The organism is Okibacterium sp. HSC-33S16 (genome assembly GCF_024171565.1).
Classification (GTDB): Bacteria; Actinomycetota; Actinomycetes; order Actinomycetales; family Microbacteriaceae; genus Mycetocola_A.
The window spans coordinates 180,260-206,838 of sequence record NZ_JALJZZ010000004.1 but is presented as its reverse complement, the minus strand read 5'-3'; the positions used below and the strand labels follow the sequence as shown (position 1 = coordinate 206,838).

Below are 26,579 nucleotides of genomic sequence, written 5' to 3'. Positions count from 1 at the left end.
GAAGGCCTCAGGATGCGCCCGATGGGCAGCATGGTGGGTTCAGCCGGAATGCCGGCTTTACGCGGCGCGCCACCTCAAGCGTTCATCTCCAGCTTTGTACGAGCAAACCATGGGTGTTCCCTTCACCGTGACGCCCGTCGCCCCCTCTGACGAACAGAACGAACCAGGGTGCACCGCCGACGGCGGAGCAGGCGCTGGTGGGGCGGGTGCCGGTGGGGCTGGCGCGGGAGCAACGGGTGCTGGCTTTACCGGAGCTTTCGGCGTTGGAGCCTTCGGGGCGGGAGGAGCTGGTGCGGGAGGAGCAGGTGCAGGCGCGACAATTGGAGGCGGTGGGGGTGGGGGCGTGAAGAGCGACGATGACGCCTTCGTGCCTGGGCATGAGGAAAGCAGCCCAACGAGCGCAGTCCTTTCGGCATCCGTTACCCAAAGGCCATACGTCGCTTTCACGGACACCTGACGCGCCGCATAATCACAACGGAACGCCTTGTTGGCCGGCAACCACGTTGCCGCGTCCCCAGCGCCCTTTCGGGCGTTAGCTCCACCAGACACGGCCAGAAGGTTCAGCGGGTCGTTCGCGAGGCTGATTCGTTGTGCCTGGGTGAGCTGCTGAGCTCCGGTCTGCCAGGCGTTGAGCAACGGGACGACGTGGTCGATCTGCACCTCGAGCGAGGTCGTGTTGCCCCGAACGAAGTCGATGTTCGTGGCGGTGTACGGGTCGCGAAGCTTGCCACTGAGAACTTTGCAGGACCCGGACTTTTCGGCAGCGGTGAGATCCCGACCGAGTATGTCATTGCGGGTGTCACAGCCGTTCCGGTCGACGTCCAGCCAGGCGGTTCCAAATTGACCGCTGCGGTCGTAGCCGGTCTTGGGTGACTTCCCCTTGACGGGCAGTTGCGCGAGAACGTCGATGGCAAGCCCGGCCGTGGCCCCGGTGTCAGCAACGACAACGCTTGCCGGTTCCGCCGCCGCGGCGACGCTCGCGGGGTCCGCCGGTTCCGCGAAGGGGTTCGACGTCACGGTCGGTGTTGGCGTCGGTTTCAGGGTGGGCGAGGCAGAGGCAGTGGCTTCCGAGGCCGCTTGGGCCGTCTCTTCCGGCACCGGAGCGGTTGCGCCGCCAATCGTCGTCAGAATCAGCCCAACGGCGAGAACCCCCGAGCCCATGGCACGTGACGCAGGCAGCCGCGCCCAGCTTCGTCGTTTGGTCACCGTGACGTACAGGCCGGTAACGAAAGCGAAAAGCCCGAGCATGATCAGCAGACCCGAAACCCCACTCGTGGCTGTACCCGCAATGAGGAGAAGCAACAGAACAGCGCCAACGATCCATGTCGAGAGGCGAGGTTTGCCCTTAGGCTGTTGTGTCGTTCCTAGGCTTGTCAACGATGACGGGCGGCTGGATGGGGTCTTGTTCGAAAAGTGCATGGCTCCTCTGCGGGGTCAAGCGATGCTATCCATCACGAGCGCACACGTTCCTCCCCCAATACGGGACGCCATGGCGAAGGCGCACAAGGGCCGTGGCCCGACGGCCACGACCCTTGTGCTGCCCTGCGGTTAGCCCGCCGCGACCGCAATCTCGTTCGGCGTACCGGCGAGTTCGGTCGATTCGATGACCTCTCCGGTCATCAGGTCGATCGCGTGAAGTGAGTTCGTCGCCGGCTCAGTCACGTACGCCACGCTGCCGTGAACAACGAGCGCCGGGTGCGGGTCCTGCCACTCGACCGGGCTCTCCCAGGGGTCGATCACCGGGTATGACGCCGTGATCTCGCCGGTCGTCTCGTCGAGGACGTGCAGACTTCCGTCGCTGCCGAGCAGGTAGATGTCGTCGTTCGGTCCGCGTGCGACGTCCCTCCAGGTGTACGAGATGCCCTCGGGAAGGTCGATGACCTGCATGGTCTTCGCTTCCGTGTCGATGAGTGCAAGCTCGGTCAGCAGGTATCCCTCGGAGTCAGGGTTGGAGTTGTAGTCGCCGACGGCGATTGAGCTGCTGTCGCTGACGTAGGCGTTGCCCATCCGCCCGTAGGCGTCAGGTGCCGGAATTTTGGTGATCTCGCCGCCATCGTAGGCAAGGACTCCATCGCTGCAACCGAAGACGGCGACCTCGTTGGCCGCTGTGCCCTCACCGTGCACGGACGGGCACTCGTCGCTGACCGCAACTTCTTCCCGCTCGGCGTTGAGAACACGAATGCCTGATCGGCTTTCCGAGTCGCCGACTGTGGTCAACAACGTCCCGTCGTCGAGTTCGATCGACACACCGTGGTGTGCCTCGGGAGCAGGAATCACTTCTGTTTCCGGAAGCTCTCCGTCCATGGTCAACAGGTCCTCGGTTGTGAAGATAGTGGTGTCGCCGGTGCCGTCCGCATAGAGCACCGTCTTTCCGCCGTGCTTTACGACGTGACCGGCAGCATCCGCTTCAAAAATCAGGTCGGTGAGCTCAGGGTCGGTGACGTAACTGGAGCCGTCTTCGGTCCATGTGCCCGCGTCGAGCACCTGGAAGCCGCTGGGCACTGTGACGAGAACATGGCGTCCGTCGCCCGCAGAGTTGACGCGAGTGAAGCCGTCGATGGGAAGATCCGCGACCTCCTCAAGGGTCGTGCCGTCAAGAACGAGGATCCCGCCGTCGTAGGTTACGGTGACCCGCGGCGACTGTGCATCAACCTTCGTGCCACTTGTTGCGTCGTCCGTCTTGGACGCCGGGCTTCCGCCGGCGGCTGGTGAGGCGCAGGCGGTGGCCAGCAGTGCTGTGCCCATCACCGCGAGAGCTGCCCGCGACAGGCGTGTGTGTCGTGATTTCATGTTTTCTTTCTGTGAGAGGGCTTCGTGATTACGAGAGCCCAGTGACGATGCGGTCGGTGTTGACCTGCATCATGGTCAGGTAGTCCTCGGCGCCGTCGCCCGGCGCAGTCAGGGATTCGGTGTAGAGCTCGACTACAGAGACGTCGAGTCCCGCTTCATCCGCGAGCACTTGTGCGAGGCGGTCAGGCTGCGACGACTCGGCGAAGATCGTGCGCACGCCTGCGTCGTTCACCGCGGAGACCAGGTCGCGGAGATCGGACGCGCTCGGAGCGGCGAGTGTCGTGCCGCCCGGAATGATTGCTCCGATGACCCGGAATCCGAACCGATCGGCCAGGTAGCCGAAGACGTGGTGATTGGTGACGAGGGCGCGCTGGTTCTCCGGAATGCGGGTGAACGCGTCGGCCATGGTGTCGTCGAGGTCCTGAAGGTCCACCAGATAGCGGGTGGTGTTCGCAGAGATGACCATGGGATCGACGCCTTCGATGTCGGAGATCGCAGTGTCCAGCGCCGCGACGACGTCCATCATGCGTCCGGGGTCGGTCCAGAAGTGGGAGTCCGGCATGCCGGCGGCGTCACCGTCGGCGTAGTCGAGCGCGTCAATCTGATCGCCGGCGACAAGCTTCGGGACGTCGTTGGCAGCCGCACTGTCGAGGTGTTGTTGCAGTCCTTCTTCGAGCCCGAGGCCGTTGGAAACGAGCAGATCGGCGGTGTGCAGCAATGACGCCTCTCGAGCCGAGATCTCGAAGGAGTGCGGGTCTGCATTGGGCTTCATGAGCGTCAGAACCCCGGCCTCGTCCCCGACGATGTTCTCGACGACGTCGCCGAGGATGTTGGTCGTGACGACGATCAACGGTCGATCGGTCGCCGTTGGGGTGCAACCGGTCGCACCGACCGCGAGAGCAGCGGCGGAAAGAACAGCGAGGATGCGGGTTTTCATGATCACCGACCCGTCTCAGCCAAGAACACTGGGGCGTTTTCGGTGGCGAAAGTTCGCGCGATTCGCGCCGAGTCCGCGAAGTCGATCTCATAGAGAAGGTGCTCGGCTGGTGCGTTGAGGTAGGCCCGTTGTTGATCGGCGATAAGGGTGACACCGGCAAGAAGATCGGGCTGGGCGAGAGTGTTCGGGAGAAGTGGCTTGGTGGTCGCCACTGCACCGCGGTCAGCGCTAAAGACGGTAACTCGCCCGTCGATGGTGAGCCCGAGAATGTGGCCGCCGTCGTCCGAGACCGCGGTCACCTGAAGGAGCGGCTGTTCGCTGGGAACCAAGGTGAGGGTTCGTGCTCGGGTATCCAGAAGCCAGCTGCCCGCGTCGCCCGCCCGTCCCGCGGGGCTTGGGCGACCCTCCCGCGCATCAAACGAGGTCGCTGTCGGGGCATCGCCGGTGGGGTAGGCGATCCGCTCGAACCGAATGTCGTCACTGTCAATGCTCGCGAGAAGTACGTCGACGGCGCATGGGATTGCCACGCCGACCGATGTCGTGAACGGGATGCCCGCATCTGCACATGCCGCTTTCGCGCCCGTGACGTCGCCGTCGCCGCTCAGCACCTGCACGCTGGTTTCTTCGGCTTCGCCGGTGGTTCGAAGTGCGAACGAGCCGAGTTGAACCAGAGATCCGGCGTGACGCTCGTCTGAGAGCCGGAATCTTTCCACCACGTCGCCGTCTCCGAGCGCGGCGTTGTCGAGCATGACGCTGTCTCCAGAGTCCGCGAAGACAATGCCCGTGGCTGAGCTTCCCGGACTGATGGTGGCAGCCCCGTCCCCCTCAACCACGCCGACCACACGAGGGGTGGCGCGGTAGTAGTGAAAGTGATCCTCGTGGTCGCGTGTCCACATTCCGCTGTCAATAATGGCCACGGTGCCGTTCTCGGCGTCGGAGGCGAAGACATAGCGCCCGTCGGTCACGATGTCCGTGACGGATTCGAAGGAACCGATTTCGGCCCAGCTTTCATCCAGTAGGTCCATCTGGTCGATTGCTCCGTTCCTGCTCACGGTGAGCAAGTGAAGGGGCGGTTCGGCGACTTCCTGAGCGCCGACGACGAAGCCGTGGCCATCACCGATCGAGCTGGTGGGTACCGGTGACGGCTCGGGGGTCGAGCAGGCGGTGAGCATCACTGATCCGACGAGGAGAGTCGAGAGGGCGAAGGTATTACGAGGAGACACTGGTCGCTTCCATGGAGGGGGCGGGAGGGCGGGAGTTCGAGATGGTCTGACGCGGGGCGCGCGTTGCTGCGGTGACGATAGAGCGAAGGAGCGCGGACGCCGCTGCCGTAGCGATGGCTGTGGCAGCAATGGATGCTCCGGCGGCGGTGCCCGTGTACCAGGAGATGAGCAGGCCGATGGCAACGGCAGCGGAACCCAAAACGGCGCCGAGCAACATCGTCGGGAGAATTCGACGTGTCCACCGTCCGGCGGCGACGGCCGGGGCGAGCAGCAGCCCGACCACGAGGAGGGATCCGACGGCCTGGTAGGACGCAACCACAGCGATGGTGACGAGCCCAATCAGCATCGACTGCGCGAGGGCGGGTCGGAGTCCGAGGACTCGGGCGACGCGTTCATCGAAGGCAAGCGCGACGAAGGAACGGTGAAACGCGGCCGCGATGACTATCGTCGCGACGAGGGCAACAAGAAGGGTTGCGACGTCAGGCCAGGCGATCGCAAGGACGTCCCCGAACAGCACGGCAGTGGCATCCGTCGCAAAACTGCCCGAGTGCGAGATCAGGATGACGCCGAGAGCGAGCATTCCGACGAAGAGCAGGCCAATGCTCGTGTCATGCGAGAGGCGGCCGCGTCGACGAAGCAGGCCAATACCGGCGCTCATGACCAGGGCGCTGACGGCGGCGCCGATCAGCACCGGAGCACCAATCAGAGTGGCGACCGCGACGCCCGGCAGCATGCCGTGAGCCATGGCTTCGCCCAGAAAAGCCATCCCGCGAAGGACAACCCACACGCCAACGATGGCGCAGATCAGAGCGACGAGAACGCCGCCGAGCAGGGCTCGCTGCATGAATTCCGCGCTGAACGGATCGGTAAGCCAGGACATGGTTCGAGACCCTAGCGTTAAATGATAACGATTATCAATTGCTATAGTCAGTGGATGTCTTCTCCCCCGCCACTCGTAACAGTGACCGCTGCTCGCATCGATCAAGCGGGTCAAACGCTGCTTCGCGGCCTGAACGTGAGCATTCCGCGCGCGTCGCTCACCGTCATCACCGGGGCAAACGGCAGTGGCAAATCGACTCTTCTTTCCGTGCTTGCCGGGCTGCGTTTTCTCGACGACGGTGAGCTCATGATCGCGGATGGTGTGCGGCGAGCTTTCGTGCCGCAAAGAAGCGAGGCGAGTGATGCGCTCCCTCTCACCGTGGCCGACGTCGTGGAAATGGGGCGATGGTTCCGACCCAAAGAACGCAACCGAGCGGAGGACCGTGCTCTCGTAGCGACCGCTATCGCTGCCGTCGGAGTGCAGGGGCTGGAGAAGCGATCACTTGGCGAACTTTCTGGCGGTCAGCGACAGCGCGCATTTCTTGCCCAGGGGCTCGCCCAACGCGCTGACCTGCTACTCCTTGATGAGCCGACGACCGGTCTCGACGAAGAAGGGCATGCCCACTTGCGGACCTGCATCGACGCAGAACGCGCCCGCGGTGCCGCAGTTGTGCTCGTGACCCACGACCCGAATGGTGTGAGAGATGCAACCCAGCGGGTTCATCTGACCGACGGGCGGGCTGTGATCACTCCCTGCCGCCCACACCCAAACGCGCAGTAGTATCGCCAACACGTTCTCCCACCAGCAACTCACCGTCGAGTGCGCTCACTCAGTAAGGAAACGGCAATGATCACCAACAAGCTCGGAGTTCACGCCCTCGTCTTCACAGGAGGTACCGGCCCCGATGACGTCGCCCTCGCGGTGAACCAGGCACAGACGGCTGGCTACGACATCCTCGAGCTGTCGCTGCACGACGCCAAGAACATCGACACCGCCGCAGCGAAGTCCGCGCTCACCGACGCCGGCCTCGACATCGTCTGCTCCCGAGGCCTCGCCTTTGACGCCGACATCTCGAGCGATGACCCTGCCGTCGTCGCCAAGGGCGCCGATCTCCTGCACTACTCGCTCCAGGTTACCCACGACCTCGGCGGTACTCTCCTTACCGGCGCCCTCTACAGTGCACTCGGCAAGTACGGCCACGCCCTCACAGCGACCGGTCGCAGCAACGTCGTGAGCGTCCTCACCGAACTTGCCCAAGAAGCACGCACCAAGGGCATGACGCTCGGCCTCGAGATCTGCAACCGCTACGAGACCAACGTCATCAACACCGCGAGCGAAGCGCTCACCCTCGCCGACGACATCGGCGAAGACAACGTCCTCATCCACCTCGACAGCTACCACATGAACATCGAGGAAGATAACTTCGTCCGCCCGGTCCTGCTGGTCGGCGACCGCTTGGGCTACGTCCACATCGGCGAAAACCACCGCGGATACCTCGGCAGCGGACACCTCGACTTCACCTCTTTCTTCCAAGCCCTGGCCGAGATCAACTACACCGGTTCGATCACCTTCGAATCCTTCTCGTCGGCCATCGTCTCCCCCACGCTGTCCAACGACCTTGCGATCTGGCGTAACCTTTGGAACGACGGATCTGCCCTCGCCGCTCACGCACACGGTTATCTGTGCGCCCTTCTGAAGGCCAATGGAAACGATAAATAAAGCGGATGCCACGGGGCACGACGCAATAAACCTCGCCGGTCTCACTCGTCGCGCGATCGCTCTGATGAGAGCCGATCAACGGGTTCTGCTGGGCATCACCGGAAGCCCGGGAGCGGGGAAGACGACGCTCGCGCGCGAGCTCGTCGCGAGTATCGACACCGAGCTGGGTTCAAGCGACGAGGAGAATCCGATCGCGGCATACCTGCCAATGGACGGCTTCCATCTGGCGAACTCGACCCTCGACCGACTGGGCAACCACGACCGCAAAGGTGCTCTCGACACGTTCGACGGCTGGGGCTTCGTCGCCCTGCTCCGCCGGCTGCTCGTCGAGACCGACCACACCGTCTACGCGCCAAGCTTCGACCGGGACGTCGATGAGGGCGTCGCCGGCGAGATCGCCATCCCGGCGTCGGCGCGGATCGTCGTCGTCGAGGGCAACTACCTCCTTGTGAACGAAGAGCCGTGGACCGGCATCCGCGGGGTCCTCGCCGAAGCCTGGTTCTGCAGCACGTCACGAGAGGAGCGTCTCCGCCGACTGATTGACCGCCACACGCGGCACGGCCGCTCCCCCGAGGCGGCCGAAGCGTGGGCGCGAACAGTGGATGGGGCGAACGCCGTGCTCATTGAATCGACACGCGCCCGTGCCAACCTGATAGTCGAGGCGTAGCGACACACCCCGCTCTAGATTCCCATCGATCTATTGAGACCACGGATGCCGCGGCTAATTTCCCGGGGCATCCTCGTTTCGCGGTGAGCCGGATGCGACGCATGAATCGGTAGGCTGGAGCGATGCCTCGTTCCGTTGTCGAGGCCTATCTATTGGGTGAAGAGGATGTTCGGCACATGACCAAGACAACGCTCGTGGCTTTTGATCTCGACGACACGCTCGCACCCTCCAAGTCCCCCATGGACCCGCGCATGTCGCGGCTGCTGAGCGAACTGCTCGACGTCGTCGAGGTGTGCATCATCTCCGGCGGGCAGTTCTCGCAGTTCAAGATGCAGGCCATCGACAACCTTCCGGACTCGAGCTCCAGCCACCTCGAACGGTTGCACCTCATGCCCACCTGCGGCACCCAGTACTACCGCTACGAAGGCGAGTTGTGGAAGCAGATCTACGCCGAGAACCTCACCGAGGACCAGAAGAACCACGCACTCGCAGCGACTGAGGCGCGCGCTAAAGAACTGGGCTTCTGGGAAACCGAAACCTGGGGCCCGATCCTCGAAGACCGCGGATCACAGATCACGTTCTCCGCGCTTGGCCAAGCAGCACCCGTTCCAGCCAAGCAGGCGTGGGACCCGACCGGAGAGAAGAAGAACACGCTCCGCGAGGCGGTCCAAGCAGATCTCCCCGACCTCGAGGTTCGCTCCGGCGGGTCAACCTCCGTCGACATCACCCGCCGCGGCATCGACAAAGCTTACGGTATGAAGAAGCTCGCCGAACTCGCGGGTATTCCGCTCGACGACATGTTGTTCATTGGTGACCGGCTCGACGAAAACGGCAATGATTACCCGGTCAAGGCACTCGGCGTGCGTACGCACGCGGTTGAGGATTGGGAAGACACCGCCGCGTACGTGGAAAAGCTGATTCCGCAGCTTCGCGCCGCCGCTGCAACCGCGTAGGAGCGAAAGCGCACGGCCCGAAATGGCAAACTCGATCGCCCCGGCTGGAGTCGCAACGGTCCGGCGACCATGGGCAAAAAACCCGAGCCGCGTCCAGCAAATAGCCTGGTCGGGAGGGATCCGAGGGATTTCGGTCGATCGAGGCCTGCAGCTAGCCGATTGTCTCGAGAACGGGCTGATAGGTATCCAGGGTGTCCGTCCTGAAAGCTTCTTGGACGAGCGGCATCCGAGTGGGATCGAGATTCACGATCGACTGGCCATCGGGTGAGGTTCCAGTCCCTGCTGTGGGAGCTGTGAAGAAAGTTAGATCTGCAGATCGCAGGTTCCTAAGTTCTACGCCCAAGCCGGCAACATACATCGGCGTGAATCCGTCGTCAACCGTAAGGTATGGCGAGATCGCCGAAACGAGGCCAGAAATCTTTGCTGGGTCAAGCAAGGTGTCCGCGCTCAACACTTGACCGAGCACCGCTTTGAGGTAAGCCTGTTGGTTCCGAGCTCGCTGAAAGTCACCGTCAAAGAACGCGTAACGCTCGCGAACAAAGGCAAGTGCTTCTTTCCCGTCCAGAGTGTGAACCCCGGTCTCGAAAGTCTTGCCAGGCATATGCGAAGAGTCGAAGGCAACAGGGTTGTCGACGTCAACGCCCCCCAAAGCGTCCGTGACTCCTTTGAACCCCTCGAAATCAACGATCGCGACACGATCGATGCGGGCAGAGATGAGTGATTCTACGGTTTGCACCACCAACGGAACGCCCCCGAAGGCAAGGGCCGCGTTAATCTTGTGCTCGCCGCGCCCCGGAATCTCGACCCAACTATCGCGCATGATCGACATGATGTAGATGTGGTCGCGACTGGCTGGGATGTGCGCAACCATCATGGTGTCAGAGCGCTCTCCTGCCGCATCGTCAAGGCTGTCAACCTTGCCGCGCGTGTCCGAGCCGAGGAGGAGGATATTCTGCGAGCTCGCAGCCGCGCCAGTCGCCACCGGCGGGCGAGCAGCTTCCTCGGGGAACACCTCCTCGATCGTCGTCGATTTTGACGAGAAGGACATAGAGACCGTGGCCGCGAACACAGCAACGGCCGCGATAACGAGAACCACTAGGACAGCAAGGCTAATGAGTGTATTTCGTACCCAATGGCTCTTATGGATCGCGTCAGTTTCAGTCACTCGCTCAGCCTAGAGCAGGTCGCTGACGAATCACGCCACAAGCTGGCCCGACCGCTTACCTGCGTCCCAATCCGATATACCGCCATCCGGCAGCCCGCCATGCACCCGGGTCGAGGCAATTCCGTCCGTCCACGATGACCGGGGAGCGTACGGCGGATGCCACTCTCGCAGGGTCAAGGTCTTTGTACTCGGTCCATTCCGTCACGAGAACCACGGCATCCGCGTCGGCGAGAGCCTCGACTGTTGAACCGAAAGCCAATTGCGGGTGCCGTAGACGAGAGTTCGAAATCGCCTCGGGGTCCGTTGCGATAACCCGCGCGCCAAGTCCGTGAAGGCGCACAGCAACGTCCAAGGCCGGTGAATCTCTAATGTCATCGCTATTTGGCTTGAAAGCGAGGCCAAGCACGGCGACCTTCTTTTGATAGGCGCTTCCGCCCAAAGCATCGACCACCAGTTCAACCACGCGATCGCGACGCCGAAGGTTGATCGCGTCCACCTCCTTGAGGAAGGCAAGCGATTCTCCGCGGCCGAGTTCCTCGGCGCGAGCCGTGAATGCACGGATATCCTTCGGCAGGCAGCCTCCGCCAAAACCGACACCGGCGTTCAGGAATTTACGGCCGATTCGGGCGTCGTAGCCAATCGCGTCTGCGAGCTCTGTCACGTCTCCGCCGGTCACTTCGGCTATCTCAGCCATGGCGTTGATGAACGATATCTTGGTGGCAAGGAAGGCGTTAGCCGCTACCTTGACTAACTCCGCGGTCGCATAATCGGTGACCACGAGTGGAGTGCCAAGTGAAACGGCATGCTCATATACCTCGTTAAGGATGTCGACGGCCGATCGATCTGAATTTACGAGCTCACTCCTGGCCTTTGAGTTCAGGCCGTCGCCAGCGTTGCGCCTCACCCCATATACGAGGCGGTCAGGCGAGATCGTGTCTTTGACCGCATACCCCTCGCGAAGGAATTCTGGGTTCCAGGCGAGCTGCGCTCCGGTGGGTTCGACGATTGCCGCGAGACGCTCGGCCGTCCCGACGGGAACCGTGGATTTGCCGACAACAAGATCGCCGGCCTTGAGGTGCGGGAGTAAAGCGTCAACGGCGCCATTGACGTAGGCGAGGTCAGCGCCGGAACCATTTTTCTGCTGGGGGGTGCCGACGGCGATGAAGTGCGTGACGGCATCCGAAGCGTCAGACATATTAGTGCTGAACCGCAGCGATCCGGACTGCACCCCCTCAACGAGAAGTTCGGGCAGACCCGGTTCGAAGAAGGGAGCTTTACCCTGCGAGAGAGCCTCGACCTTCGCCTTGTCGACGTCGATGCCAATGACGTCGTGTCCGAGCTTGGCCATGGATGCTGCATGTACGGCGCCGAGGTACCCGCAGCCGATTACCGATATCTTCATTGTGATTCCAGCCTACGGCTTTCCTCGACTCTTGCCGTACTGAAAGGAAGCAGGTCAACGGTCCTGTCGGCGCCCTGCCCAACCCAATGAAAACCTCCAGGACCCGACCAATACGAGTAGTTCAAGACGCAACTGAAGGATTTCGGGTCGGAAGATCAAGCTACGTCGACCAGTGGCAATATCTGGGCTTATTCAAACAATGGGAAAGAACCATCTCGGCTAACGAGCACGCACACGACCAGTCGTGCATCGCCACCTCGCCGCTCGCGATGTTTCGACGTCAATGCGGTCACGATGCGATGTTTGAGGCGCCGCACGTCGAGGAAGCCGGCGACCGGAATCAGCCAGTCCCTCGCCGAGCAGACGGTGGTCGTGGTCGGTACCGATGCCGCATCCTTGGCGCTGCCACGCCTTGCAGACCAGCTCGCAAGTTTGCGTCGGCAATGAACAGAGATCACTGTTGAAGTCGAGCGACACGTGGAAGCCCCTCTCTTCAAGCCGTCCTGACGAGCATGCCCTGGAGTCGGCGTCAGGATTGCAGCCCGACTCGTCACCGAGATCTCCGGCAAACATTTCGCCACCGCCGCCACCTCGCCGCCTACGGGCCCGCCCCGTCGCGGGGCGATCCGGGTCCTCGATCCGCGGTGAACAACTCTCCTGGCGTGGCGACGAGATCTTCACAAGGGCACTGTCCCTCTTCGCGTTCGCAGCCCCTCGAGAACCAACCTCACGCGCCTATTACGACCGCAAACTCATCCCAGGAAAACGCCACAATCAAGCCCTCATCGCCCTCGCCAGACGACGCTGCGACGTCCTCTTCGCCATGCTTCGCGACGGCACCCTTTATTAAGCCGAGCATCAGATCACCACCTGGCAAAGAACATAGGGGCACCCCAGGACAAAGCTCGTCGAGTAGACCCTGTTCAGCCAGCGCAAGCAGTGAGGAATCAGTGACAATCAACCGCGAGGCCTACCTGCTCGACGGTCACCACGCTCGGCAAACCTCAAAAGCGTAACGATGATGAAGCCAGCCGCGGTAAGGAGCGCAGTGTACGCCCCGCGCTCCACAGTCTCCAGCGCATGAAATCTGCCGGCGGTATGAGTTCCGCCCCGACCGTCACCAACTCGGAGGTGGGTAGGTAAAGGAACCATTACTGCTCCCGTGTCGACGAAATCGGAGGAAATCTATAAAGCTGAGAATATCTCATTATCGCACATCGTGCGCGATCCACCCCGAACTGGGGAGTCCCCATACCAGGGAGCTCCCATACCTCGGAACACTAGCGGCGCCCGAGGCCCAATCTGTCCTAGGCCAGCCGCGCGCCAGACAACGACGCCGAAGCATTTCTCCAATCGATCACAACGCGTCGCTCACTGGGCATCCCCGTTCAACCGAATTCAGCGACTTGCACTCGTTACGCTCGAGCACGACTACGGCGGCCCTCGCATTAATGAGCGCCTCGGTCGCGGCACCAAGCGAGGTTTTTTGATGCTTACGCTTGAGCAAACGCCTTCCCCTATCGAAAATCGAAAGCGTTCAAGGACGCAGTCGCTGAGATCGGAGCCATTCAACGCTTCATCAAACCGCATTGCCCCTGGACCAACGGCAAGGTCGAGCGGCTGAACCGCACCCTCGCTACCGAATGGGCCTACCGGCAAGTCTTCACCAACAACGACCAACGCACAGCAGCTCTTGACCCGTGGCTGAACTGCTACAACACTGAACGCATCCACACCGGCATCGGAGCAACACCCATCAGCCGAGTGTCACCAACCTCCTGACCCAGTACATCTAACTCCTGTTAGCAGCGCATCCACTCACTACAGCAGTTCGTGATCCGAGACAAACAGTGGCGACAAGCCGTCGTGCCGATGGGGCTTAGATGCGCAACGAGTGGACGTGTTCTCGATACCATTCGACGGTTGAGGTCAATCCCTCTTCGAGGCCGACCTGTGCTGTCCAACCAGCATCTGCTAGTTTTGAGACGTCGAGGACTTTCTGAGGTGTGCCGTCGGGTTTGCTGGTGTCCCATTCGGTGGCGCCTTCGAATCCCACGACCTTTGCGATGGTTTCGGCGATTTCTTTGATGGTGACGTCGGTTCCGGTGCCGACATTGACCTGTTCGGGTCCGTCGTAGTGTTCCATCAAGTGCAGGCACGCGGAAGCCATGTCGTCGACGTGGAGGAACTCCCGGCGTGGTGTGCCGGTGCCCCAGTTCGTGACCGTGTCCGCACCGCACTGGACGGCTTCGTCGTAACGACGAATCAGCGCGGGCAGGACGTGGGAGCCTTTGGGGGAGAAGTTGTCGCCGGGACCGTAGAGGTTGGTGGGCATTGCGGAGATCCACGGCAACCCGTACTGCCGGCGGACCGCCTGGACTTGGAGGATGCCGGCGATCTTCGCGATCGCATACGCGTCGTTCGTGGGTTCCAGGTGCCCGGTCAGCATGTGTTCTTCCTTGATCGGCTGAGGCGCCAACTTCGGATAAATACAACTCGAACCCAGGAACAACAACCGTTCCACACCTGTCGTCACTGCGGCGTCGAGGACGTTGACCTGGATTTGCATGTTCTCGCTGAGGAAATCCACCGGGTAGGTGTCATTCGCGAGAATCCCACCCACCTTCGCCGCCGCCAACACCACGTATCTCGGTTTCATTTCCTCGAAGAACGCGAACACCTGCTCGCGGTTCTTCAAGTCCAGTTCTTTGGAGGTGCGGCCGATCAGGTTGGTGAAGCCTTCCTTCTCCAACAACCGCCAGATCCCGGAACCGACCAAACCACGGTGCCCGGCCACATAGAAGGTGGCGTCCCGGTCCAGTGGTCCGGGTGTGTAGGTGACCTGTTCGGCGGGCACTATTTCGTTCCCCAGCTAGTCAACTTCGGCGCATCAATCCAGTGCGAGCCGTCGTGCTTCATAGCTTCAATATCGGCGTCGACCATGATGCGCGCGAGCTCTGCTGTGTCGACTTCGGGGATCCATCCAAGCTTGTCCATTGCTTTGGAAGCGTCCCCGACGAGCGCATCAACCTCAGTGGGGCGGAGATAGCGTTCATCGAACCGGACGTGTTTCTCCCAGTCCAAACCAGCACGGGTAAACGAAGCTTCGACGAAGTCCCGAACCGTGAAGCTGCCGCCGGTGGCGAGAACGAAGTCGTCCGGCTCATTTGCTTGCAGCATCCGCCACATACCCTCAACGTACTCGGCGGCATAGCCCCAATCTCGGACCGAGTCCAAGTTCCCCAAGTAGACGTGCTCCTGTTTGCCTGCCGCGATCGCCGCGACAGCCCGGGTGATCTTTCGAGTCACGAAAGTCTCGCCGCGACGTGGCGACTCGTGATTGAATAGGATCCCGTTTACCGCGAACATGTCATAGGCTTCCCGGTAATTTTTTGTAATCCAGTAGGAATAGACTTTCGCGGCACCATACGGGGAGCGGGGGTAGAACGGGGTCTCCTCGTTCTGCGGCGGTGGCGTCGCACCGAACATTTCAGAACTTGACGCCTGGTAGAAGCGGCAGTGCACCCCCGACACCCGGACTGCTTCGAGAAGTCGAATGGTGCCAGTCCCGGTGGTGTCGGCGGTGTGCTCCGGCTCATCGAAGGACACACGAACGTGGGACTGGGCGGCGAGGTTGTACACCTCGTCCGGTTCAATCTCGCCAAGTAACGTGACCATACGGGCACCGTCGCTTAAATCTCCATAATGCAGAAACAATTTCGCGGACGGGTCATGTGGGTCAACGTAGAGGTGGTCAATACGTGACGTATTAAATGTTGAGGCTCGACGGATGAGGCCATGGACTTCATAGCCCTTCGACAGTAACAGTTCTGCCAAATACGAACCGTCCTGGCCCGTGATACCGGTAATCAGTGCACGTTTCGTCATGCGTCTCCCCCTTGGTTGTTGGGCAGGCGCGCGCTGACAGGGCGAGCACGCTTCTCCGCCAGACTTCTCAGCCACTCAGCATACCGATCGATCGCCGCCTTTTCGCCCAACACCTCGTCGCGATAGCGCTGTCCGTTCGAACCGTACATCCGGCATTGCCCCGGATCGTTCCCTAGAGCAAGCGCGGTATCCACCAGAGCTTGCGGGTCGCCGGGGGTCACGACCACACCGGCCTGGGCCGCCATGATCTCGCCCGCGGTGGTGCCCAAAGGATCCGTTGCCGCGAGAACGGGACGACCGGTGCTGAAATAGGAAGTCAGTTTGCTCGGTACTGCCATTTCAGAAACGCCCGGCTTCTCATTGACGAGTAAAACGTCGGCCGACGCAATTGCGTCCTGAAAGTCCCCGTCGTTGAGCGGATCGATGAACTGAAGCCTTGCCACCCGCTCCGCAAGCTTCTCGAGGTGCTCCCGCTTGCTACCGTTGCCCAGCAGCACAAACCGCACCGGCAACTTGCGTGCGTCGGCGAGGCGCGCTGCTTCAACGACATTTTCAAGGCCCTGTTTCGCGCCCATATTCCCGGCGTGCAATACGACAATCTCGGCGGCTCCCCAACCGTGTCTGGTCCGAACGCGATCGACGTCAGGAGCCGGCAACGGTTCTAGGTGCGTCCAATTGCGCACCATTTGAACTCGCTCTGGATCGACACCCAGGGTGTCTGTGATGTACGACGAGAAACGGGAGTGAATCACGACGACGCCTGACGCCGCACGAAGAGTGGCTGATTCCACGGATTTCATCACACGGGCGACGGTCCGACCTCCGGTCCCAGTCTCTATTACTCCAAGGCTATAGATGTCTTGAACCCAGATTACGACGGCTGGCTTCCGCCTGCTGAGACGGGCACGGATGGTAGCGATCGATGTCGCGAACAGCGCCGGCGACACCAAAACGATAACGTCTGGCCTGCCCCAATGCGCGAACGCCAGCCGGAGGCCGAACGAGATCTCTGAAAGCAGGCGCTGGATGCCATCTTGTGTCCTAGGAATATAGTGACGAAAACGGGTGACCGTGATCTCATCGATGCGTTCATGTCGACTCCACTGACCATACCCTTCACGGAACTCCCATTCGGGATAGTGAGGATGCGCCGTATAGACGCGCACCGGGATACCGCGCGTACGCAAGCCTCGCGCGAATGACCCAATGTAAGGAGATATGCCTGTGGGCTCGGGCGGATAATTGAGCGCTAGAATTGAAACGCGGGGAGTCGAAACCATGTGGTGAGACTATTCGATAATTGGTCACAACAACGTATGGGGGATGCGGTGAAGCAGGGCGAGCCGCTCAACCTCGACGGCGTTCCGGTTGTGAACTTGGCGGATGCTCCCGGCGAACGGGAAGCATGGGATAGACCGCGAGCGCTCGTTTACTTTTGGGCTATCTGCGAACTATTATTCGTGACGAACGCCTGGCAAATCAGTTCTGGGTTACGCATTTGGGTGCTTCGCAAGTTCGGAGCGGACATTGGCAGCGGCGTCGTTTTCCGTCCGCGTACTCGCGTCAAATTGCCCTGGAAGCTCCATATTGGAGACCGGTCGTGGATTGGCGAAGGAGTGTGGTTCCACAACCAAGACCACATTCACCTAGAGCACGACGTGGTCGTGTCTCAAGATACATTCCTTACGACAGGAAGTCACCGGCATCGTCAAGACATGGCGCTCGTTACACGTCCAATACACATCGCGGCCGGCGCATGGATAACAAGCCGATGTGTCATCCTCGGCGGATCAGTTATTGGGCAATCCGCTTTGGTCACCCCGGGGACGTGTGTTGCTGGCTCGGATGTGCCAAGCAACGCTATTTTCGGCGCAGCCCCCGGTGAGGTTCGCGGGAGACGTTTCCCTGACCGAGAGCAAACGTGAACAACAAAAGATTGGAAAACAACGGCGGTGTCGGCCGACAGCGTACAGGAGATGCTGAACTGAGGGTTATGCGTGCAGTGCCCCTCGTCAGCGCGAGTGGTAAATACGGCGGCCCTTCTGACACAGCCCTCGCGCAAGCCAAGCTCGTAGCAAACGCGGACCTATCGGTGGTGCTAGTTGCAGGGTTCTTGCGTAATGACCGACCGTACCCGGTCGAACGGGCCAACATTCGAGTAGAGCTGGCACCGGTCCGCTCGATGATCCCTCCGTTGGGGTTCCCGGCCCTAGGCTCGCTAAAGGCCGTCGCCTCGCTGCTGCGCACAGTTAAGGAAGTCGATGTAGCCCACATTAGTTTTAGCCGCGAATTTCTCCCGATTACCGCAGTCCTGCTCTGTTTAGTGTTGAGACGGCCGGTAATACTTCAGCCACATGGCATGCTAACCGCCCGCACCAGCACGCTTCATCGCGCGCTTGACGTGATTGTTCGTCCGCTTTTTCGGAGATCCTTCGCGGTCATTGCGCTAACCGCGACCGAAGAGATGCAATTGAAAAGGTGGTGCGGTCACGGCATGCCGAGGACGGTTTGTATTGGTAACCCCGTCTTGCGAGGGGAAACGCCCGCCGAGCCCGCTCCGCCAGAGGGAGCCCTGTTCCTTGCCCGCCTAGAGCCGCGAAAGAGGGTTTCCGACTTTGCTGCAGCGGCTGTCCATGCGGAGAAGTTGGGTTGGACGGATCACTATTCCATAGTCGGTCCGGATCAGGGTGACCTAGCAGGAATTCGAGAGGATGTCGCCGCGTGCAAGCTGCTACGCTATGACGGCGCCGTCCCCGGGGAACACGTACCGACCCGAGTAGGCGAGTGCCGAGTGTTTGTACTCCCCTCTAAAGACGAACCCTGGGGAAATGTACTCGTTCTCGCCTTGTCACTGGGAAAGCCGGTGGTGGTGACCCGTTCGGCCGCCCTGGCACCCGACATCGAAGCTTTCGGTGCCGGCATAGTAGTCGACGACTGTGACCCAGCCGCCATTGCCCACGCCGTTCACGAACTATTGGCGGACGGTAGCCGACGTGATCGCGCTATCGACGGTGCCCGCCAACTCAGCGCAGAAATACTGAACCAAGAGTCGGTGAGAGCCAAGCTCCAGAACGAGTACGTGACCGCGGCGAGGTGGCCACCGAAGCTTAATCGGTAGCTAAGTGATGCAAGGAGGGCGCCGCTATGCACTATGCGTTAGCGGCGATTTCCGCCTCATCGCACCGAGCCGAATTTTCGTGCGATTCCGCAGTACAACGATCCGGCTAACGAGGCGATCGCCCGCGAGGGCCATCCCGGTGAGGTTCAATCGCTCCGATCGTACGCGATGAAGAAGTTGCGGCATTAGGTGCGCTTCCTTCTCAGATACTCCCCCGCCAAGGTAACCAATCAAAAGGGAATGCTCTTCGAACGGGCGACCGAGCAATCCCATCCTCAGTATGAGGTCGAAGTCTCCCGCCAAGCCGAAGTCAAGCGAATAGCCACCCATTGCTCGAAACAGGTCGCTACGGACCCAGGTGGCCTGATGGCAGTGAGGCTGAAGCCCGAGCGCGTGCTTCCACCAGATGTGTGGCAGATTGGGAATTTTCCTCGGCGCGCCCGCCCCGCCACCGAGGTTATTCGCACCTCCGACCATCCAAAAGTGCGCGTCCTTGTCGGCGCGGGTTAGAGCCGTAAGCGTTGAACTGAGCGACTCGCTGTCGGCAAGTACGTCTCCTGCATTCAGAAAATGGAGCCACGCGCCACGCGCGTGTTTTGCGCCCTTGTTCATGGCGTCATAGATACCGTCATCCGGCTCGCATATGATGCGGGAGACCACTGGAGATGATTTGGCGATCTCTAAGGTTGAGTCTCCCGACTTGCCGTCGACGATAATCACCTCACACTTCGCTAGAGCATCAGTACGCTGTGACGCCAACGAAGCGAGTGTCGCAGGTAGGAATGCACTTGCATTGAATGTTGCGATAACAATAGTAAGTTGCAAGTTCTTCTCATCGGCGAGCAAGAGCGGCCTCCCATCCTTGACGGGACTCAAGCGCGAGCTGAGCTGGACTTAAGCGAAAGGTTTCCCACGGCTCTTTCAAGAATCGTTTCAACTTCTGCCCCAACTCCTCCGGACTTTCCGCAAGCGCACTCTCAGCGACCACCCTACTTAAAGCTGTCGAGAAGTATCCAAGTACCGGCACTTCCAAGCTGAGCGCCAGAAGAACAGACCCGCTTTCGGTGACCAGACGGTAAGGCGCAAGCATAACGCGGCTGCCTTTCATCGCCGCGCGTAACTCGTCGTCTGTCGGCGGCATGGAATCGGTCGCGTACTTGATGTTTACCCCAGCGTCCCGAACGGCCTCAGCGACCTCGACCGTGAGAACATCCGGCCCTGCGATGAGCAATGTCCAGCCCCCGCCACTGGCGCGTGCGATTGCGGGCAGGTCAATCGATCCTTTGTCTGGCCTCAGCCCGCCGACCATCGTTACTTGCTTCGGTTGCACATCCGTCGGAGGCACCACTGAGGGTGTGGCTTCGGCGGCGAAGCTAAAAGGAGGGTGGGGTGTAACTACAACATCCGACGCGTAGTCCTTCACTAGGTCCGCCATCCAGGACGCATGTACACAAGCTCGTGATCGACGAAGCAACCTTTGCTCTAAAGTTCCTCGAAGTCCGGGGCGCGGCCGCACTTGTTTCGGGTTGTGATAAACCACGAGCGTGCGCCCTCCGATGCTGGCTCGACAAAGGAACACGAATGCGTCCCACGCATCTCTCGTCCATGCCAGAACAAGGGGCGACGAGAGGGGAATTGAAAGAGCGACTTGCACCGGGCCGACCACGCGCCGAGTGATCTGCCGAAGAAGAGTTCCATTCTTAATGGACCCCGCCAATTTCAAGCGGGCTGCATCAGCCATATCGTCTGGTACTGCTCTCGAGACAACTCCCCAATATCGGACAGAAACCCCGATGTTAGCGATAACTCTCGAGACCTCTAACCCATATGGGTTGAGGTCGTTTGGGTCGTAAAGCGCCACCATCTCGGTTCGTGATTTCATTCGGCGTGTCCTTTCAGAAAGAGGGAGCTTCGGATAATGCACGGGATCATTTGACACGCCCCAACAGCAATCACCATTGCCCAGATAGGCCCGCTAGCCCCCACTAGTGGAGTCAGAAATATCGCCAGAGGAATCGCGGCCAAAGCCATAGCGCTTGAGGAACCTGCTTGGAATGTCAACAGACGGGGCGAGGTGAGCAAGTAGGCAGAAGGCTGATGGAGCGCCGTGACAAAAAGAAGCATCGCGAAGGCAGCCGCAACATCCCATGGAACATCAATCTGTTGGCTCGATACAATCCAAGCAACCGGGCGAACCAGCACGAGAAATAGGATGCCTGCCACCAGTCCCGTGACCGCCATGATGCCAATGCTCTTGGTCCAAAGTGCGCGCCCTTGGGATCCAAGACGCGCGAACGACGGCCATAAGGCAATTCCCGCCGTGGTTATCAGCGATAGCGTCGGAGCGTAAAACTGGGCCGCGAGTGAATAGGAAGCCAACTGTTCCGGTGAGCCCATGTGTGCCACGATCAGACGTCCGCTTTGTAAGGCAAGTGGGACCGTAATCATCACGATCATCATTGGTGCTGCGGCATGCCAAATGTCGAGCGGTGTCGAGAGGGCCTGAGGAGCCTCCCAAACGGTCCGCCACTTCCAATGCACGTTACGAAAGGCGAGAACGAAACATGTAACCGACACTCCTAAAACACCGAACGGAGTAGCCATTGCCAATACGAGCGGCTCTGCCCCTGAAAACGCTAGAACAAGGGTAGCGAGCGTCGCGAGCACTGGGCCCATCACCGAAACCAGATTGACGACATGGTTTTTTCCGTCGCCGAGCAGCATCCTCTGACCTATTCCGAAGGGCAAAGAGAGCGCAAATGGCGCGAGGCTTACGAGAATGGCCCACCTCGAAGCACCTGCCAGAGAGTCCGGCAAGCCCAACATATCTGGCCAAGCTCCAGCAGCACTTATCACCGTGAGAATCGCCAACAGAACAATAGACGAGAGCATGAGAGCTCGAAACGCCGATTTCACGGTTTCGCGAGCTACATCTTCACCTCCATCGTTCGAAGAGCGGCGCGCCATCGCGGTTGAAACCGCAGCTCCGAGCCCCAGGTCTGCGAAGGGAATCAGTTGAAACAACAAGCCAATCAAGGCAACGAACCCGTACATAGTTGCGCCCGCGTAGGCGATGACTATAGAAGTGGTCGCGAAAGTAGCGAAAAAGGTTATTGGAAGGGTAACAGCCCGTGAGAACCCGGACAGAGCCATGCTACGGAAAACGGTCGTCACTCAAAAACCAAACAGCTTGATCGCTGGCTGCCGGGGGGAAGACATCTGCCGCTCGTGTCTGATTCCACACCTTCCGACACACTGTGAAGCGCGCCCGAGTCCCAGTCCATGGGCATGGATTTGTCCCGGGGGCATTTGTGAGTTGCAAACTAAAGTCGCGCGCATGCGCCTCACCACCACCATGTCTTCAACCGTGGCTTTGTGACGGTATATCGCAAATCACGGGGCCTGTCTCCGAGTTTCCTAGCGGGTACTCCGCCAACGAGCGTGAACGGCGCGATATTCCCCTTCACGACAGCCCCGGCAGCGACAACTGCGCCCTCTCCAACGACCGCGCCTGGAAGGACAGTTACCCGGGGTCCTATCCAGACATGGTCGCCGATGGTTACCGCGTTTTCCTCATAGTCGAAGTCAGCAGATTGCCAGCTGTGTTGTGCCGTCCATATTTGTACGCCAGTCGAGAAGTTCACGTTCGCCCCTATGGTCAGACCGCCTCGAGCGTCCAATATTGCGCCATCCCCAACCGAAGTGTTGGGTCCGATTCGTAGCCTTCTGGCGGCGCGAATTTGGAAACCGTGATACAAGACGGCCGTGTTGCTTACGTCTGCACCGAAAGCTCGTATAACTGCTACCCTCAACCGATGAATGGGGGTTCTGCCGATGAGGGCGATGGCGACCATTTCGACCGCCGAATAGCGGCGATGGAGAAAACCGGGTAGTCGAGGCAAGGGCAAGCTCCTAAGCTAGGTTTCGAGATGAGTTGGACGACGTATCGCAGCAACGGCGTCAGTACGCGCCTTCGCTGGACAATACTGCTCTCACCGTTCGCCAGAGAATGATCAGGTCGCCGGTCAGCGACCAGTTCTCTACGTAGTAGAGGTCGAGTTGAACACTCTCCTCCCAGTCGAGATTCGAGCGTCCGCTTACCTGCCACAAGCCAGTAATGCCGGGCTTTACGAGGAAACGGCGATGCACGTGTTCGTCATACGAAGACACTTCCGTTTCGAGCGGAGGGCGAGGCCCGACCAGCGACATACTTCCTTCAAAGACATTCAGCAACTGCGGCAACTCATCCAGGCTGAATCGACGCAAGATGCGTCCTATTGTCGTAACGCGTGGGTCGTCCTTCATTTTGAAAAGGATCTCGTTGCCTTCGCTCCGAGCGGCCGGACCCAAACTCCCAAGCCTCTGTTCTGCATCGAAAATCATCGAACGAAACTTTAACATTCTGAACTGCTTACCCTGTATTCCAATCCGCGCTTGATGGAATAGGACCGGTCCGGGCGAACTCAGCTTGACCAGAATTGCTACGGCGAGGAATACCGGCGACAACAAAATGAGGAGCACTCCCGAAAACAGCACGTCTAGCGTCCGCTTGGTGAAGATCTTTCTACCCTCGTATCGCGGCGTCTCGACGTGAATCAACGGAAGTCCCGCGACCGGACGGGTGTGGATCCGCGGTCCCGCGATGCCGGTTAACGTGGGCGCCACCACTAAGTGCTGCCTCCCAGGCTCCAACGACCAACTCAACTCCCGAACTCGCTCGGGGGGAAGTTCGTCGGAGCTGGTGATTATGACTGTGTCGGCGCCGGTCGTTTCAAGTGCATCATCTAAGTCAGAGAGGTTTCCAGATACGACGATAGACGTGCCTGGGAGCGTGTCAGCGACACGGCCACTGGCAACACAAGCGCCGACCACCTGATAGCCAGCTTCCGGTTGGCGAGCGAGTTGCCGAGCGATGTGCACAACCGAGTCCTCGGAGCCCACGAGCAGCACACGAGAGGAATACGATCCGAGGCGACGCTTCGCACCTAACCACTGTCTCCACATCCAACGAGAAAGAAGCAGAAACGCCAACCCCAAAGGGAACGACATAAGTATGTACCCACGCGCGAGATCGACTTTGAACAGAAACGCTAGGATCGCGATGATCCCAAGCAACCGAACACTCGCGTTAGCAATGAGCTTGTACTCGCTCACCCCAACACCGACTACCCGGTCCGTTCGTGTTCCGTAGATCCCAAGAACAGCCATCCACGCAGCGACGATGCAGACCGAAATGCACGTGTAGCCAATTTCCACTTCGCCCCGGCTCCCGCTGACGCCCAAAGCGGCGCTGTCCAGCCCGACCCACGCGATCTGGACACCGAAGATGATGCCAACGAGAACCAGCAAGTCCGACACGACGAGCTTTAGAGCATAGGAAGATCGCCAGTCCATCGTGCGTTTCGCAGTGACCGAACGAGCGGATTGCGTTGTATCACTCGTCATTTAGTCCCCAGCCCCCCAAAACATGTTCGATCGACACTGACTTACGACTTCAGTTTTGCAGGGCGGCCACGAGATTCTCGATCGCCAATCGCACAGCGAACGAAGGCGGACAACCTACTTCCCCTCTCGCCCCCGCTGGCAGACAGAGACCTAGCTGGCATTAGGGTTCCTACCGCGCGGCAACAGCGCGCGCAAAAAGAGCAACCGCGCTTTGAACAGCGGGAACCAGTTGCCGTCCAGAGAGCGCGTAGACGTCATCGGACCGGCGATAGGGGTCGACAACGTCATCGTCTTCGACGTTCTGCAACGGAGTTACAACCCCGCGCAGTGAAGCAGCTACCTCGACGGCCACCGCGAGCCGACCGGGAACATCGTCCTGAGGCAGCAGAGCAGCATCCGTCAAATCGGCCTCTGTGATTTCCGCGGCTATTCGCGCGAACTCACGGACGGTGAACGTGTACCGTGACGCGCGAGGGTGGAGCTGCACAATCGCACGCCGGTGATCTCGCGACATGGCGAAAACCACGTTGGCATCGCTAATATGCTCCACGTCGAGTTGCCTTGCGACGTGATCTGCGGAGTCGGACACCCCATGGCTGGCGGCGAGTCGCCGTGCGCGCTCGTCCATCATCTCACCAACGAGCCCAACGGTGCCCGCACTGCCCACGGTGATGCCGGGATAGGCGCTCAATCGGTCTCGAAAAAGTTGCGCGGCCATTGGTGAACGGCAGATGTTCCCAGAACAAACCGTGAGGATTACGAAGTTAGACAGCCGGCTCAATTCTCAACCTCGCGAAGCGTGCGTCGCCGTTTGGCTGGCACTTTCCTGCCGTCCTTTTGGGCTTCGCCGTCGTCCACTGATAGCTCTTCAAACTTGCCGTAGCTGTATTGGCCATAGGCGTATGAGTCTGGGCCTTTTGTTGGAAGCATCGTTACGACGACACCTGCGAGGGTACTTCCGATCCCTTCAAGAGTCCTCACCGCAGCTGCGAGCTCATTCTTTTTGGTGCGTCCTGAGGCGGCAACCATAATTGCCCCTCCTGTCAGTTTAGATACCACGGCAGCGTCAGTGACTAGGAGAAGCGGGGGTGCGTCAATGAGCACAAAATCGAACTGGTCGGTCAGTGAGCTCAGCACCCGTTTCATGGCAGCGGATCCGAGAAGTTCGCTTGGATTCGGAGGCACGCGACCGCTTGGCAGTACATAAAGTTTACCGCGGCCCCACTTCTGGAGCACGTCGCCTAGTTCGGCGCGACCGATCAATACGTCCGTCAGCCCAACCCCACCTTCGATACTCATGTATTCCGCGATCCTCGGCAGTCGGAGGTCGCCATCGACCAAGGCGACCGAAGCGCCAGTCTCAGCAAGGGCGATAGCGAGATTCGCCGTGGTCGTGCTCTTTCCTTCCCCTGGAATAGAGCTGGTAACGACAAAACTGCGTGGGCCGGTGGCCACATTTACGAATTGCAAATTGGTACGAAGGCTCCGGAAGGACTCGGCACGGGGACTTCGCGGGTCAGCGTGAACCACAAGCGGACGCTTCCTCGCGTCTGGGTCAAGCGCGATTCCACCGAGAATAGAAGCATCCGTCAACTGCTCTATGTCATGTGAGCTATGAATGCGAGCGTCGAGAAGACTACGGAGCACTGCGACGCCAAGACCGACAGCAAGACCGAGCAAAAGGCCAAACACGATGTTGAGTGGGACGTTCGGGCTCGAAGGTGTTAGCGGCGTGACTGCGGGTTGGATTGTCTCAATCTTGACGGGGCTCGCCGTTTCGCCCTCAGGCTTCTCAAGTTGGTTCGTGACGACATCCGCGAACGTCGCCCCCACCGAATTAGCGATAGCCGCCGCCATAACCGGATCGGTGTCGGTAACAGTCACGTTGATCAACACTGTATTGAGCGGCGACGTTGAGACGATACTGGGGGCAAGCTGCTGTGCCGTTGTTTCCAGTTCAAGTTCTTCAATAACCTTGTCGAGCACGAGCGCGCTGTTGACGACATCGACGTAGGAAGCTACTGCCTGCCGGGCAAAGCTCGTTCCGTTTACAAGATCACCGGTCGCTGCCCCTTCGGCAGACCGCACGGAGACGTACAGTTGGGTGGTCGATTGATACTTCGGAGCGAGCGTCAATGAATATGCTGCAGCCGTCCCAACTCCTAGAAGGGTGCAAGCCACGATCAGAATCCAACTCTTGTGCAGAATTCTTACGTAGTCTTTGATCTCCAACGGATCCCCCTCATAGTGGCGACCTGTGGGCGGACAGGTCGATTCATCTTTACATACAGTCGAGCTCGCCTGTGACACCAATGGGTGCGATGCCTCGGTTATGAACTTTTCTGAAGCGCCAGGGCTCTTCGCTCGTAACCCGAGCTGGGGGTCCGCAGAGCGCTCGAGCCGAGATCGCGGTCTGCTAGCGAGGCCGTCCGCAGCACCATTTTGTATCCGA

The 26,579-nt window shown here is 60.1% G+C and carries 22 protein-coding genes and 2 pseudogenes; 7 read left to right on the top strand and 17 right to left on the bottom strand.

All coding sequences use genetic code 11. The annotated features are described in order from the left end of the window. Positions 1-57 precede the first annotated feature (57 nt). From L1277_RS11240 to aztB, 5 genes are all read right to left on the bottom strand, one after another. Positions 58-1,419, bottom strand: a complete 1,362-nt coding sequence (locus tag L1277_RS11240; protein WP_253376476.1) for an HNH endonuclease family protein — start codon at positions 1,417-1,419, stop codon at positions 58-60. A gap of 129 nt (positions 1,420-1,548) precedes the next feature. Next, entirely contained in the window at positions 1,549-2,790 is a 1,242-nt protein-coding gene (gene aztD / locus L1277_RS11235; protein WP_253376475.1) for a zinc metallochaperone AztD, read from the bottom strand. A gap of 28 nt (positions 2,791-2,818) precedes the next feature. Beyond that, positions 2,819-3,727 (bottom strand): zinc ABC transporter substrate-binding protein AztC, encoded by a 909-nt coding sequence (gene aztC, locus L1277_RS11230; protein WP_253376474.1) that lies wholly within the window; start codon positions 3,725-3,727, stop codon positions 2,819-2,821. Between the two features lie 2 nt (positions 3,728-3,729). Next, positions 3,730-4,950: an ABC transporter gene (locus L1277_RS11225; RefSeq protein ID WP_253376473.1), complete on the bottom strand. Its 1,221-nt coding sequence runs from the start codon at positions 4,948-4,950 to the stop codon at positions 3,730-3,732. After that, a complete protein-coding gene (gene aztB, locus L1277_RS11220; RefSeq protein ID WP_253376472.1) occupies positions 4,937-5,830 on the bottom strand; it encodes a zinc ABC transporter permease AztB in 894 nt (297 codons plus the stop codon). Before aztB ends, L1277_RS11225 begins: the two co-directional genes overlap by 14 nt. A gap of 54 nt (positions 5,831-5,884) precedes the next feature. Here aztB and aztA point away from each other — a divergent pair, with 54 nt between their 5' ends. The 4 genes from aztA (at position 5,885) to L1277_RS11200 (ending at position 9,109) form a co-directional block, all read left to right on the top strand. Continuing rightward, complete coding sequence (aztA, locus tag L1277_RS11215) at positions 5,885-6,550, top strand: zinc ABC transporter ATP-binding protein AztA (RefSeq protein WP_253376471.1); 666 nt, start codon at positions 5,885-5,887, stop codon at positions 6,548-6,550. A gap of 66 nt (positions 6,551-6,616) precedes the next feature. Beyond that, positions 6,617-7,489: a sugar phosphate isomerase/epimerase gene (locus L1277_RS11210; protein ID WP_253376470.1), complete on the top strand. Its 873-nt coding sequence runs from the start codon at positions 6,617-6,619 to the stop codon at positions 7,487-7,489. Next, entirely contained in the window at positions 7,473-8,156 is a 684-nt protein-coding gene (locus tag L1277_RS11205) for a nucleoside/nucleotide kinase family protein (RefSeq protein WP_253376469.1), read from the top strand. Before L1277_RS11210 ends, L1277_RS11205 begins: the two co-directional genes overlap by 17 nt. A 176-nt stretch (positions 8,157-8,332) precedes the next feature. After that, positions 8,333-9,109 carry an HAD-IIB family hydrolase gene (locus L1277_RS11200; RefSeq protein WP_253376468.1) on the top strand — a complete coding sequence of 259 codons (777 nt, stop codon included), beginning with the start codon at positions 8,333-8,335 and terminating at the stop codon, positions 9,107-9,109. Between the two features lie 151 nt (positions 9,110-9,260). Here L1277_RS11200 and L1277_RS11195 read toward each other — a convergent pair whose 3' ends face one another. Both L1277_RS11195 and L1277_RS11190 read right to left on the bottom strand, forming a co-directional pair. Further along, entirely contained in the window at positions 9,261-10,274 is a 1,014-nt protein-coding gene (locus L1277_RS11195) for an LCP family protein (protein WP_253376467.1), read from the bottom strand. A gap of 55 nt (positions 10,275-10,329) precedes the next feature. Continuing rightward, positions 10,330-11,676 carry a UDP-glucose/GDP-mannose dehydrogenase family protein gene (locus tag L1277_RS11190; protein ID WP_253376466.1) on the bottom strand — a complete coding sequence of 449 codons (1,347 nt, stop codon included), beginning with the start codon at positions 11,674-11,676 and terminating at the stop codon, positions 10,330-10,332. A 303-nt stretch (positions 11,677-11,979) separates the two neighbouring features. Between L1277_RS11190 and L1277_RS11185 the strand changes: the two are divergent. Together L1277_RS11185 and L1277_RS11180 are read left to right on the top strand one after the other, a co-directional pair. After that, positions 11,980-12,526 (top strand): annotated as a pseudogene (locus L1277_RS11185) (transposase); the annotation flags it as partial. A 656-nt stretch (positions 12,527-13,182) separates the two neighbouring features. Continuing rightward, positions 13,183-13,458: pseudogene (locus tag L1277_RS11180) on the top strand (integrase core domain-containing protein); the annotation flags it as partial. 97 nt (positions 13,459-13,555) lie between these two features. Here the strand turns inward: L1277_RS11180 and L1277_RS11175 are convergent. Genes L1277_RS11175 through L1277_RS11165 form a run of 3 tightly spaced genes read right to left on the bottom strand, consistent with a single transcriptional unit; the run spans position 13,556 to position 16,844 of the window. Beyond that, complete coding sequence (locus tag L1277_RS11175; RefSeq protein WP_374110222.1) at positions 13,556-14,533, bottom strand: GDP-L-fucose synthase family protein; 978 nt, start codon at positions 14,531-14,533, stop codon at positions 13,556-13,558. Next, positions 14,533-15,564: a GDP-mannose 4,6-dehydratase gene (gmd, locus tag L1277_RS11170; RefSeq protein ID WP_253376465.1), complete on the bottom strand. Its 1,032-nt coding sequence runs from the start codon at positions 15,562-15,564 to the stop codon at positions 14,533-14,535. The genes L1277_RS11175 and gmd overlap by 1 nt, the downstream gene beginning before the upstream one ends. Beyond that, positions 15,561-16,844 carry a glycosyltransferase gene (locus tag L1277_RS11165; RefSeq protein WP_253376464.1) on the bottom strand — a complete coding sequence of 428 codons (1,284 nt, stop codon included), beginning with the start codon at positions 16,842-16,844 and terminating at the stop codon, positions 15,561-15,563. Before L1277_RS11165 ends, gmd begins: the two co-directional genes overlap by 4 nt. Before the next feature lie 713 nt (positions 16,845-17,557). On the opposite strand from L1277_RS11165, the gene L1277_RS15865 reads away from it, so the two are divergent. Next, on the top strand, positions 17,558-18,682 hold the full coding sequence (locus tag L1277_RS15865) for a glycosyltransferase (protein ID WP_374110228.1): 1,125 nt from the start codon (positions 17,558-17,560) through the stop codon (positions 18,680-18,682). 24 nt (positions 18,683-18,706) lie between these two features. Here the strand turns inward: L1277_RS15865 and L1277_RS11160 are convergent, their stop codons facing one another. The 7 genes from L1277_RS11160 to L1277_RS11130 form a co-directional block, all read right to left on the bottom strand. Beyond that, a complete protein-coding gene (locus L1277_RS11160; protein WP_256481658.1) occupies positions 18,707-19,507 on the bottom strand; it encodes a glycosyltransferase family 2 protein in 801 nt (266 codons plus the stop codon). 7 nt (positions 19,508-19,514) lie between these two features. After that, positions 19,515-20,105, bottom strand: coding sequence for a glycosyltransferase (locus L1277_RS11155; protein ID WP_253376463.1), 591 nt, complete (start codon positions 20,103-20,105; stop codon positions 19,515-19,517). A 455-nt stretch (positions 20,106-20,560) separates the two neighbouring features. Next, positions 20,561-21,856, bottom strand: a complete 1,296-nt coding sequence (locus tag L1277_RS11150) for a lipopolysaccharide biosynthesis protein (RefSeq protein WP_253376462.1) — start codon at positions 21,854-21,856, stop codon at positions 20,561-20,563. A gap of 170 nt (positions 21,857-22,026) precedes the next feature. Further along, on the bottom strand, positions 22,027-22,536 hold the full coding sequence (locus tag L1277_RS11145) for a DapH/DapD/GlmU-related protein (protein WP_253376461.1): 510 nt from the start codon (positions 22,534-22,536) through the stop codon (positions 22,027-22,029). 106 nt (positions 22,537-22,642) lie between these two features. Next, a complete protein-coding gene (locus L1277_RS11140) occupies positions 22,643-24,127 on the bottom strand; it encodes a sugar transferase (protein ID WP_253376460.1) in 1,485 nt (494 codons plus the stop codon). A 169-nt stretch (positions 24,128-24,296) separates the two neighbouring features. Beyond that, on the bottom strand, positions 24,297-24,908 hold the full coding sequence (locus L1277_RS11135; RefSeq protein WP_256481639.1) for a low molecular weight phosphatase family protein: 612 nt from the start codon (positions 24,906-24,908) through the stop codon (positions 24,297-24,299). Then, entirely contained in the window at positions 24,905-26,359 is a 1,455-nt protein-coding gene (locus L1277_RS11130) for a polysaccharide biosynthesis tyrosine autokinase (RefSeq protein ID WP_253376458.1), read from the bottom strand. The genes L1277_RS11135 and L1277_RS11130 overlap by 4 nt, the downstream gene beginning before the upstream one ends. Between the last annotated feature and the right edge of the window lie 220 nt (positions 26,360-26,579).

Bases quoted from the DNA above. Each gene is read 5' to 3' on its own strand.
- L1277_RS11240 (WP_253376476.1), bottom strand. From the start codon at position 1,419: ATGCACTTTTCGAACAAGACCCCATCCAGCCGCCCGTCATCGTTGACA.
- aztD (WP_253376475.1), bottom strand. From the start codon at position 2,790: ATGAAATCACGACACACACGCCTGTCGCGGGCAGCTCTCGCGGTGATG.
- aztC (WP_253376474.1), bottom strand. From the start codon at position 3,727: ATGAAAACCCGCATCCTCGCTGTTCTTTCCGCCGCTGCTCTCGCGGTC.
- aztB (WP_253376472.1), bottom strand. From the start codon at position 5,830: ATGTCCTGGCTTACCGATCCGTTCAGCGCGGAATTCATGCAGCGAGCC.
- aztA (WP_253376471.1), top strand. From the start codon at position 5,885: ATGTCTTCTCCCCCGCCACTCGTAACAGTGACCGCTGCTCGCATCGAT.
- L1277_RS11210 (WP_253376470.1), top strand. From the start codon at position 6,617: ATGATCACCAACAAGCTCGGAGTTCACGCCCTCGTCTTCACAGGAGGT.
- L1277_RS11205 (WP_253376469.1), top strand. From the start codon at position 7,473: ATGGAAACGATAAATAAAGCGGATGCCACGGGGCACGACGCAATAAAC.
- L1277_RS11200 (WP_253376468.1), top strand. From the start codon at position 8,333: ATGACCAAGACAACGCTCGTGGCTTTTGATCTCGACGACACGCTCGCA.
- L1277_RS11190 (WP_253376466.1), bottom strand. From the start codon at position 11,676: ATGAAGATATCGGTAATCGGCTGCGGGTACCTCGGCGCCGTACATGCA.
- gmd (WP_253376465.1), bottom strand. From the start codon at position 15,564: ATGACGAAACGTGCACTGATTACCGGTATCACGGGCCAGGACGGTTCG.
- L1277_RS11165 (WP_253376464.1), bottom strand. From the start codon at position 16,844: ATGGTTTCGACTCCCCGCGTTTCAATTCTAGCGCTCAATTATCCGCCC.
- L1277_RS15865 (WP_374110228.1), top strand. From the start codon at position 17,558: ATGCGTGCAGTGCCCCTCGTCAGCGCGAGTGGTAAATACGGCGGCCCT.
- L1277_RS11145 (WP_253376461.1), bottom strand. From the start codon at position 22,536: ATGGTCGCCATCGCCCTCATCGGCAGAACCCCCATTCATCGGTTGAGG.
- L1277_RS11140 (WP_253376460.1), bottom strand. From the start codon at position 24,127: ATGACGAGTGATACAACGCAATCCGCTCGTTCGGTCACTGCGAAACGC.